A 13,494-nucleotide genomic window follows, 5' to 3' on the forward strand; every position below is an offset into this window, starting at 1 on the left:
GAATAAAAAAATAACCATCATGGCAGAAACAGATGTTGACCTGAAAACCCGGGTGAAAGACGGAAAAACTTTCACTCATGAGGATGCTTACCAAAAGGCGCTTGAGTACTTTGAGGGGGATGAGCTTGCAGCCCGCGTGTGGGTAAATAAGTATGCTCTGAAAGACTCTCAGGGATGTCTTTATGAAATGACTCCCGATGAAATGCACTGGCGATTGGCCAGGGAGGTTGCCCGTATCGAAAAGAAATATCCGAATCCTATGTCGGAAGAGCAGCTTTTTGGGCTGTTTCAGCGCTTTAAGTACATCGTGCCGCAGGGAGGTCCTATGGCAGGTATTGGTAATAAATATCAGGTGGCATCGTTGTCAAATTGCTTTGTGATTGGCAGTGAAGGTCCTTCCGACTCTTACGGGGGCATAATGAAAGTGGACCAGGAGCAGGTTCAGTTGATGAAACGCCGTGGTGGAGTGGGGCATGACCTGTCGCACATTCGGCCTAAGGGTTCTCCGGTGAAAAATTCTGCCCTCACGTCAACAGGAATCGTGCCTTTTATGGAGCGTTTTTCCAATTCTACCCGTGAAGTAGCCCAGGATGGTCGTCGTGGCGCCCTGATGTTGAGTGTCTCTGTCAAACACCCCGACTCTGAGAAGTTTATTGATGCCAAAATGGAGCAGGGAAAAGTTACCGGTGCCAATGTTTCTGTGAAGATTGATGATGGTTTCATGGAGTCTGTGGTAGATGGTACCGAATATCAACAACAGTATCCGGTGGATGCCGCGGAACCTAAAGTGCGTAAAAACATCAATGCCCGTAATTTATGGGAAAAGGTGGTGCACAACGCCTGGAAATCTGCCGAGCCCGGTATCCTTTTCTGGGATACCATTATTCGGGAGTCTGTGCCGGACTGCTATGCCGATCTGGGGTACCGCACCATGAGTACCAATCCATGTGGTGAAATTCCTTTGTGTCCTTACGATAGCTGCCGTCTCATTGCCATAAATCTCTATTCATACGTCGATAATCCCTTTACGGATAATGCCAGCTTTAACTTTGAGCTGTTTAAAGAACATGCCGGCTATGCTCAGCGCATAATGGACGATATAATTGACCTGGAACTGGAGAAAATTGATGGTATCCTCGAAAAAGTCAATGCTGATCCCGAAACAGAGGAGATTAAGAGCGTTGAAAAGAATCTGTGGCTCAATATCCGCAAAAAAGCGGAAGAAGGTCGCCGTACCGGAATAGGTATCACAGGCGAAGGTGATATGCTGGCTGCACTGGGACTTCGTTACGGAAGCGATATTGCTACCGATTTTTCAGTGGAAGTTCATAAATCACTGGCCGTTTCGGCTTACAAATCGTCTGTTGAACTGGCTAAAGAGCGTGGTGCTTTCCCGATTTTTGATGCCGAAAAGGAGAAAAACAATCCGTTCATCCAGAGGTTGGCAGAAGCCGATCCAGATATGTATGAGGAGATGAAGAAACATGGTCGCCGTAACATTGCCTTGCTGACCATTGCCCCAACCGGAACCACCAGTCTGATGACACAGACTTCCAGTGGTATTGAACCGGTGTTCCTGCCTGTGTATAAGCGTCGCCGTAAGGTAAATCCCAACGATCCGGAAGTGAGAGTGGACTTTGTGGATGAAGTGGGCGACAGCTGGGAAGAGTACATCGTTTTCCATCATAAGTTTGTGACCTGGATGAAGGCCAACAACATCGATACTACAAAAAATTACTCGCAGGAGGAGCTGGATAAACTCATTGAGAAGTCTCCTTATTATAAGGCCACTTCCAATGATGTGGACTGGATGAGCAAAGTGCGCATGCAGGGTCAGGTGCAAAAATGGGTGGATCATTCCATCAGTGTAACCATAAACCTTCCTTCTACGGCCACAGAGGAGCTGGTGGGACAGTTGTATGTGGAAGCCTGGAAAAGCGGTTGTAAAGGTGTGACGGTTTATCGGGATGGATCGCGTGCCGGCGTTTTGCTGAACAATTCAGAAAAGAAAGAGGACGAGGGATTTAAATTCCCCAAAAAACGTCCCGAGGTTCTGGAGGCTGACGTGGTTCGTTTCCAGAATAACAAGGAAAAATGGATTGCTTTTGTGGGATTGCTCGATGGACGCCCCTATGAGATTTTTACCGGTTTGGCTGATGATGAGGATGGAATTCTCCTGCCCAAATCAGTTCAGAAGGGATACATCATTAAGAGCAGAGACAACGATGGCACTTCACGCTATGATTTTCAGTATGTAAACAAGCGCGGATACAAAACGACCATAGAAGGTTTGTCCTTTAAGTTCCATAAGGAATTCTGGAACTATGCAAAACTTATTTCAGGGGTGTTGCGACACGGCATGCCCATCGAAGATGCATTGCACCTGGTTGCCGGTTTGCAGTTGGACAACGAGAATATCAACAACTGGAAAAATGGTGTGGAACGTGCCCTTAAGAAATACATTCCCAATGGCACCAAAGTAAAGAAAGGCCATTGCGAAAATTGTGGCTCCGACAAGCTGGTTTATCAGGAAGGTTGCCTGATTTGTCAGAGTTGCGGAACCTCTAAATGCGGATGATTTATTTTGCCAATTTGTAACCTTGAAGGCCTGTCGGATTTTATTCGGCAGGCTTTTTTGGTAAGATGGGGAAAGTGTAAAAGAATTACTGTTGTTCGGAAAACTATTATTTTTAAAGAAGCTTGCTTCGCACTGCTCGCAAAGGTCTGTTCATTGCGACCGTAATGAAGCAACCTCAATTATTTAACCGGACAACAATGAAAAACAATGCAAGAATATTGATTTTTATCATGTTTTGGTGTGTGTTTTGTTTAAGGTAGAAGCGATAAATATTTTACAAACCCTAATCTGAATAATGGAAACTGTGAATTCTTAATTAGCCTGTCTATAAACTAAGCAAATTCTGTTTTTAGAGCTGTTTCTGGTTAGAAAGTGCCAGTTACAAGGCTTGAGAAGCCCGAAAATCCGCAGTTTTCTTGAGTAAATGAGGAATTTTCGGGCAAGCGTAACGCAGTAAATGGCACTTTATGGACAATCACTATTTAAGAGTTTTCGTTAGGAGATGTTTAAATGTCAATATATTCAGGCAACCACAAAGAAAAGTGATGAAGGGAATAGTGAAATATTTCCAAGTCAGCTTTATTGAGGTCGCCAGAATTTATCAGGTAGGTGAAAATTGTAATAGATAATTTATAAAAAATACAGGTTAACTGTTCCTGAAAAAATCCTCTTCGTTTTTCTATCTTTGCAGCAGAAAATAAAAAAATACAAATATGAGTAATCAACCATCCGTTCGCGTCCGTTTTGCCCCCAGTCCTACAGGTCCGTTGCACATGGGAGGTGTCAGAACAGCCTTGTTTAATTATCTTTTTGCCCGTAAAAACGGGGGGACTTTTATTCTGCGTATTGAGGATACAGATCAAACCCGCTATGTCAAAGGTGCTGAAGATTATATTATTGAATCCTTAAAATGGTGCGGACTGGAGTTTGATGAAGGACCTGTTCAGGGTGGAAATTATGGCCCCTACCGGCAAAGTGAGCGCAAGGCCCAATACCGGGAATATGCCGATTTGCTGATGGAAAAGGGACATGCTTACATTGCATTTGATACAGCTGAGGAGTTGGATCAGGCACGTAAGGAGGCAGAGGCCGATGGTAAAACATTTTCCTATGATGAGCACTCACGTATGTCGATGAAGAATTCCTTGTCTATGCCCAAAGAAGAGGTTGATAAACTGCTTCTGGAGAATGCTCCTCATGTGATTCGCTTCAAGATGCCGGAGCAGGCAGAGGTGGTGGAAGATGAAGATATGATACGGGGCAGGGTCTCTTTTCGTACTTCAGACCTGGATGACAAGGTGCTTTTTAAGGCCGACGGAATGCCCACTTACCATTTGGCGAATGTTGTGGATGACCACCTGATGGAAGTAACGCATGTGATTCGTGGTGAAGAGTGGCTGCCTTCTATGCCGCTTCATGTATTACTTTACCGTGCTTTTGGGTGGGATAAACCGATTTTTGCTCATCTGCCTTTGATACTGAAGCCCCAGGGGAAAGGAAAATTGAGCAAGAGGGATGGAGATAAGCTTGGATTCCCCGTCTTCCCGCTGAAGTGGACCGATCCGGAGACACAGGAGGTGGCCGCAGGTTATCGGGAGGATGGTTATTTTCCGGAAGCTTTTATCAATATGTTGGCACTGCTTGGATGGAATCCCGGAACCGAACAGGAGCTTTTTACCAAAGATGAGTTAGTGAATGCGTTTTCTTTTGATCGCGTAAATAAGTCCGGGGCTCGTTTTGATCCCGAAAAAGCAAAGTGGTTCAACCATCAGTATCTTATTCAGAAAACGGATGAAGAACTGGCAGGACTTTTTGGACCGGTACTCGTGGAGAAAGGGGTTGTACCTCCCCCGGTTGATCATCTGGCCAAAATAGTGGCTCTGGTAAAGGAACGGGTGAGTTTTGTACATGAATTGTGGGAGCAGAGTTCCTTTTTCTTTGTTGCCCCGGATGCGTACGATGCTAAAGTGGTCAAAAAACGTTGGAAAGGAGAGATTCCTGCTTTTATGGACAAATTGGCCGTTTTCTTCAAGAATGACAATGGTTTATGGAGTGCCGCTGTATTAAAAGAGGAAGTTTCCAAACTTATTGAAGAAAATGAGATGAATTTCGGGGGCGTGATGAATGCTCTTCGTCTGGCTCTTGTGGGAGGGAGCTTTGGCCCCGATTTGTTTACCATTGTTGAGATGCTTGGCCAGGATGAGGTGGTGACCAGAATTAATAAAGCGGTGAGTGAACTCGGATAAGGGTGGAAATTGAGTGGAACCATTCTTGCAGTAGAGTAGGGGAGTTGTCGGAGCACTATCTCATCCAAAACTCCGAACCCAAAACTCCGAACCCGAAACCCTCAACTCAAAACTCAAAACTAAAATCGCGTGCAAATAGAAAAATTAAAACAACTGCTTAATGGGCCTTTGCCCGGTGAACCAGCTCACGAGCTGATGGCGCCCAGTGTCCGGTTTACGGGAACACGGATGCCTGATCCTGCTCTGGCTCGTCCAAGCAGTGTTTTGATTTTGTTCTACCCCCGTAGCGGCAATTGGTATCTTCCTTTTATTCAGCGTCCTGTTTATGATGGTGTTCATAGCGGGCAAATCAGTTTTCCCGGTGGCAAATGCGAGGAGGAAGATGCTGATTTTTGTTCCACTGCTTTGCGTGAAAGCCATGAAGAGATTGGGGTTGTTCCTGAGGATGTCCAAATTATAGGATCGCTGACCCCTCTGTATATTCCCAATAGCAATTTTCAGGTTTATCCGCAGGTAGGATGGCTCGATTATGAGCCTGCTTTTTCGCCCGATTCCACCGAAGTGGACGAAATAATAGAAGTCCCGTTGGAGCTCTTGCTCAAAAGAGAGAATGTAAAGCAGCTGAACCGGAATATCAACGGAACAACGCTGATAGCACCGTACTTCGAAGCAGGAGATCGTGCAATTTGGGGCGCCACAGCTATGATTCTCAGCGAAATGCTGGAGGTGCTTCGGAAAATATAGAAGGTGTAAAGACTAACTAGAGTCCGTCTATAAAGTCGGGAAAGTTTCTGGCGGGAGCTGTGTCTGTTCAGAAAGTGCCAGTTACAAGGCTTGCGACCGCGTGTCGCCTAAAGCTTTAGCGGTGGCGCAAGTCCGAAAATACGGAGTTTACTTTTCGTAAATGAGTACTTTTCGGACAAGCGTAACGCAGTAAATGGTACTTTATGGACAGACACTAACTATTCCATCACATTCTTGTAATGCTCATATCGTTCAAGTATCTCCGTAACATAATGGTAGGGCTCTTCTCCCCGGCAGTAACCAAATTTCACCACCGGGTCATTGAAAAATTTGGGCTCTGATTTGTGCAGCAGGTAGTAATCCACATTGTTTTCCCAGACCAGGGGATCTTTTCCGTATTTTTCTGCCAGGTTCATGGCATCCAGTACATGGCCAAGCCCTACATTGTATGAGGCCAGTACAAACTTGATTCGCTCTTCAGGATCGGTGACTCTTGATTCCAGCCGTTCATCAAGCCATTTGAGAAATTCCACTCCGCCACGGATGTTTTGTCTCGGGTTTTCCGGATTTACCACTCCGAAGCGATCAGCGGTGCCCGGCATTAGTTGCATAAGTCCCTGCGCTCCTGCCCAGCTTTCCACCTTTGGAAAAAAGCGAGATTCCTGATAAATCAGGGAGGCAATCAGTCGCCAGTCCCAGTTAAACTTGTTGCTTTCCTCTTTTATCATCTCATCAAAATCCGAAACCTGACCTCCCTTGATCGAATGAAATCCCTCATCCACCAGATGAACCGACCGTTTATTGAGGTAATATTTCTGATAAATCTGATTGTATCGGGCTGTTTTTTTGAAGCTGATGAGCCAGTTGTCGATGACATTTAACAAGTCGGGCGATGTGGAGCGCACAGCCCACGAAAGTTTTTGCGGAAAACTGATGGCCGTTTCCACATCCAGATTGGGATAGTAGTTGAGGTTTACCCGGGCCAGATTTTCGTCACACACCGTATATTTTATTTCTCCGCTGGCAACCAGGCCAATGAGTTGTTCCACTTCATAATCTGCAATTTCCACGATGTTAATGCTGTCACCGATTTCTTGTGCCAGATTTCTCAATCGCTTGGCGTAGGCCGATTCTTTTTGTACGTAGATGGTTTCTCCAGCCAGGTTTAGCTGGTTGCGAATAAGTTTGTTGTACTCCCTGTTGCCTGTATTGCCATTGTCGGGTTGGTAGCGCTGTTGCACCAGTATTTGCCGGCTGAAACTATGCGGCTCGCTGAACCGGATTCCATCGTTTTTCTCAAGGGTGGCTGCCAGATTGCTTGCTATGATGTCGATGGCCCCCTTTTTTAGGTTCCGATAGTTGGTGGAGAGATCGTTGTTGATTGTTACATCCAACTTCAATCCCATATAATTGCTAAACTCCTGGAGCAGCTCCAGCTGGTAGCCCATGGGGGTTCCTTTGTACACAAAATAGTTGGTGGAGTTGTAGTTGGTAACGACTCTGACCACCCCTTCTTCCTTAATTTCGTTCAGGTCCCGTTCCGAGAGTTCAATGGAAGTATCCTTGGCATCGTTTTCTTTTTCCTGAAAACATGCGGATAGCAGGAGGGCTAAGGCTGATAAAATTACAGTAAAAATCTTTCCCATAAAGTTTCATTTATGACCGGCCTTCCTCGCTGTGTTTCGGAATCTAAAGTGGTGTTTGTGGCGGTCAATATGATGGGCAAAGATACTAAAATGTTGACATGCAGAAAAAAACGGTTCCGGCATTAGTCGTAAAAATTCCACGAAACGCCAAACCTCAGGCCTCCGGGATTGATCGGATAGCCGATTGTGTGGAAGTAATCGCTGTTCATCAGCCCCTGGTTTACGTGATCATATTTGACGAAGATGTTTGCTCTTTTGAGATGAAAATTGACAAACGGATCTACAACCGGATAGTTGCCTGTCTTTCTCTCCCGTTGTATGTGGAATTGTCCGGTGGCCGGCATAAAGTCCGGTGCGTAATAAGCCGTGTGGTATCTCACGTCAAAGCCCAACTGGAAAAACAACACCTGAAAAAGCGTATTTTCAAAGTAGTTGGAGCTGAAAACGGATAATTCAGGTACCGGAACAATGCGGTCGTGGCTGGTAAGCTGATAAACCACTTCGTTTCTGCTGTGCAGATTCCAGAGTTGAAAATGCTTCTTTAGTTTTATTTGTATCAGCTGAAGGAACTCGCTGGTCTGTTCGGGCAGAGCCTCTTCGTTCCAGTAAATATGATCGTTTAAGAGTCTGATCTCTCCGGTGAGTTGCAACCGCCGGGTGGGGATATTAATTCCACCATGAATCCGGACTGTTTGTTCCGGATCGAAACGTTTATCCCACGATAGGTGGTTGGAGTAATATTGCTCAGTGAAAAAGTCCGGTGAAGTGAGGTAAAGACCGCCGCGCGCAAAAAATCCTGCAGTGTCCCTGGCAACTCTGAAACGTGTGTTGAAGCCTCCGGTAAGTTCACTGTCGCCTGCTTTGTGGCCTTGAAACCAGACACGAAGTCCTGCATCGTAAAAGAAATTCTCACCACGGTTTTTGAATAGTTGACCACCAAATGCCGTGGCGGTTCGTTGTTCTTTTTTCTTGTGATAAATGAATTCTCCTGTGGGGTTGCCAGCGGTATCTTCTATCGCGACTGTAGATGCCGGCCAGCGATTGCGCTCCACTTCATTCATCAGATACACGCGCATACCAAACTGTAGAAAAGGGTTGGCTTCTTCATTGAATTTTAGCTGAATGGTATTGCGATAAGTGGTTTGATAGGTGGTATCTTTGGTTTGGGTGGGGTCGTTGTTAATCCGGTCATAAAACCAAAGAGACTCGTCTTCCGGAAAAACACTTGCCAGATCATCTATTTTATATGCACGTCTGTAACGATCCATTTCAAAAGTGTGACTCGCTGTGGCCAAAGATGTTTTTTCCTTTACCGAGTCATTTACCGCTATGGAGACACTTCCTATTTTAAGCTTTTGATTGATAAATAGTTTGTAATTGTCGATGCGGGTGGATGCATTGGTGAAGTAAACAGGGATGTATTCCGGCCCGTCGTACTCGTTGTCTTCCGGACTCAGGATGTTATTATCGTCAATGATTCCTCCGTTGTTCAATTGGTCGGTTTTTCCGTAAAAAAATGATCCATGAACCTCATATTTTCTGCCCGAATAGGATGAAAAAAGTCTGAAAAGGCGGTTGTCCACCTGTTGTCCGTCGTATTTTCCAACCGATGAAATTAATTTGTAGTTGAATCCGACATTGACATTTTCATTGATGTTTTGTGTGAACAGTACCCCAACGTTTTCTTCACTTCGACGTTTGGGACCACTGTGCTGATAATAAAGATTGGTGTATGGAGTTCGGGTGTTATAATACTTCCAATCTTCGGGTGAGGTAAGCCAGTAATTGAGGTTGCGGGAGAATAAAAAACTGTTTCCCACCGGCATATCTTCAATGATGACCGATTGAGCGGGAGCTCCCAGGTTGCCGGTAAAAACGTTTGCAATGGAGCGTTGATAGATCGGATTGTAAATTTGAAATCCGGTGGATACAGTGTCCACCACTACGGTGTCGGAAAGGCTGAAATCATCCACCAGTCGCCAGTTTTTTACTTCACTTGGCACCGTTGGCTGTTGACTTCCGGCTTCCTGTTCGTCGCTGTTGTTCTGGTTTTGGTTTTGTCCGTTTTGAAAGCCTCCCTGCTGCATAGTGGGAAACCCTCTTCCTCCGCCTGACTGATTGTTCCCACTGGGGATAAACTGAGCAAAGGTTGACGTTGCCAGTGCCAGAAACACAATATGTATGATGATAAATTTCTTCATTGCGACGCAAAGATATTGAAAAATAGAATGTGGGAAAGCCTGTTTCCTGAACAAGTGGTCATATTTTGGCACAAAGTTTCCCGGTTTACCTCTTTCAGAGCAGGTCGAATACAGCAAACTTCCTGCCGAAGATAACCGTCCGGTCCGGATGCGGCAAATTTTGACGGTTGCCCGGGCACTTCTTTTGAGAAATATTCTAATAAGGAGAGGATTGGTTTTTTATTTTTACTTTTGTGCTTCAAAATGATTGGTTATGGATTCAATGATAAAAACAGGGATTATAGAGCTTGAAGAGATGGAGTTTTATGCCTATCACGGCTGTTTTCGAGAAGAAAATGTGGTGGGAAACAGGTTTTTGGTAAATATATCTATTCGTACTGATATGACCAGGCCAATGCAAACCGATAACATTAATGATGCACTAAATTATGTCCAGGTTTACAATCTGGTTAGGACTGAGATGCAACAGACCTCCAATTTGCTGGAGCATGTCACCGCCCGTGTAATGGATTCTCTCTGTCGGCATTTTCCTGATATTGAGTGGCTGAGGGTGAAGATTTCCAAGATGAATCCCCCGATGGGCGGGCAGATGAGAAATGTGAGTGTAACTTTGGAGCGGTAGCAGGAAAATAAAAATAACAACATTTTGTTGGGTTGAACAGAAAAAATCCTTACTTTTGCAACCGCATTTTTGACCAATACAATGGTCGGTTGGCCGAGTGGCTAGGCAGCGGTCTGCAAAACCGCGTACGGCGGTTCGAATCCGCCACCGACCTCAATTAAAAGCCCCGCTGTGATTTTTTGAATCACAGCGGGGCTTTTAGTTTGAAGACGCATATCCTACTCCTCATACCCCGCCTTGCAGGATAAACATTCATTGGCATAGTTGTCGTACTCATCAAATGCAGGGCCTGGTTTCCCATTGATTGTGATGATGCGATCAAGTCTTACAAATTCTCCGTTTTTCAGCGTTATGAATTCCCCTTCACTATTCTTGGGCAGGTGTTTAAATTTGCCTTTTGCCTGCCCTAACGAGTTGTCAGGAAGAAAAAAGAATATGTTCTGCTCTTCGTTTTTGTGAACGGTTGATTCAAGTATATCGAAAAAATCGGGGTCCACCGGCGTGTATTTTGAGTATTTCATGGCTTCCTTTTTTTTGAAAGTATAAGATATGGATTTTAACATCGGATGTAAAGTTCTTTTTTAATAGGATAAATTACAATAGATCGTTAGATTTTAGAAGTTAGAGATTAGATGGAATCGTAAGATGTTGACATTCTGCATTTTATTTTAAAAAAACACTTATTTAAACTTAACGATTTAATTTCCAGAGCTTTGAAAAAAGTTTAACGGACTATTGAAAAATAGATGTCTGGAAATAAAGATGCCTTGTGATGAGTGGATATATTTCATTGATAAAAGCCATTAATTGAATGATGAATGTTTTTTTATGTTCGTGAAAAAATGACAACTGTTCGCTACCGAACATCCATTATTCGGAAGTGGACAAAATTTGGTTACTTGGAAAAGCGATAAAATCCTGTTAGTTAGTGCTTTGTGATTATTGGCACATCCTTTGGAATTCCCTGTGTAAAATATAAAAACAAACATCTAAAAACAGATAGTTATGAAACGAGTAAATTTTGTTGCAGGGTTACTTTTCTTTGTTATGATTTTGTCCGGTTCTTCAGTAGTGGCTGCCGGAGATGCTGTGTCGGTATTGTCAGGAAATTCACTGACTGAATTGGGTAATTACCAGATTACGGAACTTGAATCTGAAACCATCGGAAATGAGACTGTCCGCAAATTTCAGATTGAGTACGAAAACGGAAGTGCCCCGATTGTTGTATTGCTGAACGAACGTAAACGATGCAATGATTTTATTGTACGAAGCAATGTGATGGAAATTCAGTATGTATGCAAGAAGTCCGGTTTTGGAGCCACTACCATCAGCAACAGCGACTTTAGAGTGCTTCCCGAACAAACCAATAATATGTTTTTGTCACAGGAGGCATTGAGCCGTCAGGAGAAGATCGTTAACAGTCAGGTATCAGTAGAAAAGGCACTTGGACTTATTGCCTGTTACTATCCCGGGTTGCTGAAGAATATTCAGAATATTTCGGCCAATTAAGAATAGATTAGCTTTTTTATTGTTTGAATTTTGGTGAATTTTTGAGGGATGCACTGTTAAGGTATGAAAACCTGAACGGTGCATTCCTTTTTTATTTTCCGACCTGTTTTAATACCCACCAAAAAGCGTTATTTTTGCCAACCATTGACGGATTTGTTTTGCCATAAGGCGAAATCTGAAATTGATGGTTAAGCAACCCAAAACCCAAAGAAATCAATAGAAATAATACGGATAATTATGAGCAATACTACCGAAGGCGCAACGCCATCAGCCGGTAAAGGCAATTTTATTCATCAGGAAATAGATAAAGACCTGCAGGAGGGGAAGAACGGAGGTGCGGTGTTAACGCGTTTCCCGCCGGAGCCTAACGGATACCTGCATATTGGCCATGCAAAGTCAATATGTCTCAATTTTGGGTTGGCCGAGAAATATGGTGGCGGATGTAATCTTCGGTTTGATGATACCAATCCGGCAAAAGAGGAGGTGGAGTATGTGGATTCCATCAAAAAGGATGTGAACTGGCTTGGTTTCGACTGGGTGGGTGATGAACATTATGCTTCTGATTATTTCGACCAGCTTTTTGAGTGGGCCGTGAAACTGATTAAGGCCGGAAAAGCTTATGTGGATGATCAAAGTGCGGAGGCAATTGCCGCTCAAAAAGGAACGCCGACACAACCCGGAGTGGAAAGTCAGTTTAGAAACCGCAGCGTGGAAGAGAACCTGGATTTGTTTATGCGCATGAAAGAGGGCGAATTCAAAGAAGGTGAGAGAGTCTTGCGGGCCAAAATTGACATGGCTTCCTCAAATATGCATATGCGTGATCCTATTATGTATCGCATCATTCATAAAAGTCATCATCGCACAGGTGATAAATGGTGTATTTATCCGATGTATGACTTTACGCATGGGCAAAGTGATTTTATTGAAGGTATTACCCATTCAATATGTACTTTGGAATTTGAAGTTCACCGACCGCTTTACAACTGGTTTTTGGATCAAGTACTTGAAGGAGAGCCTGCTCCTGAGCGCCGTCCCCGTCAGATTGAATTTGCCCGTTTGAATTTGAATTATACCGTGATGAGCAAACGTCGTCTCCTGGAACTGGTTCAGAAGGGCATTGTAAAAGGATGGGATGATCCCCGAATGCCAACCATTTCCGGATTACGTCGTCGTGGATACACCCCTGAGTCTATTCGTATGTTTGCCGACCGGGTGGGGGTAGCGCGCCGTGACAACATCATTGATGTGGCTTTGCTGGAGCATTGTGTGCGTGAGGATCTGAATAAAAAAGCTCCTCGTGTGAATGCTGTTATCGATCCGGTAAAACTGATTCTGACCAATTATCCTGAAGACCAGGTGGAGTGGATGGAGGCCATCAATAATCCGGAGGATGAAAATGGCGGAAGTCGTAAGATTCCTTTTACACGGGAGCTTTATATTGAGCGGAATGATTTTATGGAAGAGCCTCCCAAGAAATTTTTCCGACTGGGCCCCGGTCGTGAGGTACGCCTGAAAAATGGATATATTGTGAAGTGTGAGGACTTCAAAAAGAATGAGCAGGGGGAGATTGAAGAGATCTATTGTACCTACGATCCGCAGACCCGAAGCGGAAGTGATACCAGCGGTAAAAAGGTGAAAGGAACCCTGCATTGGGTTAGTGCTTCACATAGTTTACCTGCCGAGGTGCGTCAGTACGACCGCCTGTTTATGGATGAAGATCCTGCGGGACATAAGGATAAGGATTTTAAAGACTTCCTGAATCCTGATTCTTTGACTGTTTTGAAGAAATGCCGTGTGGAGCCTTCATTAAAAGAGGCAGAGGCATTGGATGCATTTCAGTTTCAAAGGTTGGGGTATTTTTGTGTGGACCCTGATTCCACGCCTGATCACTTGGTCTTTAATCGAACTGTGCCCTTGCGTGATGCCTGGGCAAAAATGAATAAGTGAT

General features: G+C 44.4%; 9 protein-coding genes and 1 tRNA gene. 7 read left to right on the forward strand and 3 right to left on the reverse strand.

All coding sequences use genetic code 11. The features are described from left to right. Positions 1 to 19: 19 nt before the first annotated feature. From BY457_RS16490 to BY457_RS16505, 3 genes are all read left to right on the forward strand, one after another. Positions 20 to 2,578 (forward strand): adenosylcobalamin-dependent ribonucleoside-diphosphate reductase, encoded by a 2,559-nt coding sequence (locus BY457_RS16490; protein WP_106154428.1) that lies wholly within the window; start codon positions 20 to 22, stop codon positions 2,576 to 2,578. Between the two features lie 713 nt (positions 2,579 to 3,291). Continuing rightward, positions 3,292 to 4,824 (forward strand): glutamate--tRNA ligase, encoded by a 1,533-nt coding sequence (gene gltX, locus BY457_RS16500; protein WP_106154430.1) that lies wholly within the window; start codon positions 3,292 to 3,294, stop codon positions 4,822 to 4,824. 129 nt (positions 4,825 to 4,953) lie between these two features. Beyond that, the gene (locus tag BY457_RS16505; protein WP_106154431.1) at positions 4,954 to 5,568 is read left to right on the forward strand and encodes an NUDIX hydrolase; all 615 of its coding nucleotides are present in this window, start codon (positions 4,954 to 4,956) and stop codon (positions 5,566 to 5,568) included. 218 nt (positions 5,569 to 5,786) lie between these two features. Here the strand turns inward: BY457_RS16505 and BY457_RS16510 are convergent, their stop codons facing one another. Next, the gene (locus BY457_RS16510) at positions 5,787 to 7,214 is read right to left on the reverse strand and encodes an MltF family protein (protein WP_106154432.1); all 1,428 of its coding nucleotides are present in this window, start codon (positions 7,212 to 7,214) and stop codon (positions 5,787 to 5,789) included. A gap of 122 nt (positions 7,215 to 7,336) precedes the next feature. Further along, positions 7,337 to 9,415, reverse strand: a complete 2,079-nt coding sequence (locus tag BY457_RS16515) for a putative porin (RefSeq protein ID WP_106154433.1) — start codon at positions 9,413 to 9,415, stop codon at positions 7,337 to 7,339. Between the two features lie 253 nt (positions 9,416 to 9,668). On the opposite strand from BY457_RS16515, the gene folB reads away from it, so the two are divergent. Both folB and BY457_RS16525 read left to right on the forward strand, forming a co-directional pair. Beyond that, complete coding sequence (gene folB, locus BY457_RS16520; protein WP_106154434.1) at positions 9,669 to 10,037, forward strand: dihydroneopterin aldolase; 369 nt, start codon at positions 9,669 to 9,671, stop codon at positions 10,035 to 10,037. A gap of 83 nt (positions 10,038 to 10,120) precedes the next feature. Continuing rightward, a tRNA-Cys gene (locus BY457_RS16525) sits at positions 10,121 to 10,191 on the forward strand. Positions 10,192 to 10,255: 64 nt separating this feature from the next. Here the strand turns inward: BY457_RS16525 and BY457_RS16530 are convergent. Then, positions 10,256 to 10,558 (reverse strand): hypothetical protein, encoded by a 303-nt coding sequence (locus BY457_RS16530; protein WP_106154454.1) that lies wholly within the window; start codon positions 10,556 to 10,558, stop codon positions 10,256 to 10,258. Between the two features lie 484 nt (positions 10,559 to 11,042). On the opposite strand from BY457_RS16530, the gene BY457_RS16535 reads away from it, so the two are divergent. Continuing rightward, on the forward strand, positions 11,043 to 11,546 hold the full coding sequence (locus BY457_RS16535) for a hypothetical protein (RefSeq protein ID WP_106154435.1): 504 nt from the start codon (positions 11,043 to 11,045) through the stop codon (positions 11,544 to 11,546). Positions 11,547 to 11,783: 237 nt separating this feature from the next. Then, positions 11,784 to 13,493: a glutamine--tRNA ligase/YqeY domain fusion protein gene (locus BY457_RS16540; RefSeq protein ID WP_106154436.1), complete on the forward strand. Its 1,710-nt coding sequence runs from the start codon at positions 11,784 to 11,786 to the stop codon at positions 13,491 to 13,493. Position 13,494: the final 1 nt, after the last annotated feature.

Source organism: Marinilabilia salmonicolor (assembly GCF_003003035.1).
GTDB lineage: Bacteria > Bacteroidota > Bacteroidia > Bacteroidales > Marinilabiliaceae > Marinilabilia > Marinilabilia salmonicolor_A.

Coding starts and splice junctions, on each gene's coding strand:
- BY457_RS16540 (WP_106154436.1), top strand. CDS start 11,784: ATGAGCAATACTACCGAAGGCGCAACGCCATCAGCCGGTAAAGGCAAT.
- BY457_RS16515 (WP_106154433.1), bottom strand. CDS start 9,415: ATGAAGAAATTTATCATCATACATATTGTGTTTCTGGCACTGGCAACG.
- folB (WP_106154434.1), top strand. CDS start 9,669: ATGGATTCAATGATAAAAACAGGGATTATAGAGCTTGAAGAGATGGAG.
- BY457_RS16510 (WP_106154432.1), bottom strand. CDS start 7,214: ATGGGAAAGATTTTTACTGTAATTTTATCAGCCTTAGCCCTCCTGCTA.
- BY457_RS16535 (WP_106154435.1), top strand. CDS start 11,043: ATGAAACGAGTAAATTTTGTTGCAGGGTTACTTTTCTTTGTTATGATT.
- BY457_RS16490 (WP_106154428.1), top strand. CDS start 20: ATGGCAGAAACAGATGTTGACCTGAAAACCCGGGTGAAAGACGGAAAA.
- BY457_RS16530 (WP_106154454.1), bottom strand. CDS start 10,558: ATGAAATACTCAAAATACACGCCGGTGGACCCCGATTTTTTCGATATA.
- gltX (WP_106154430.1), top strand. CDS start 3,292: ATGAGTAATCAACCATCCGTTCGCGTCCGTTTTGCCCCCAGTCCTACA.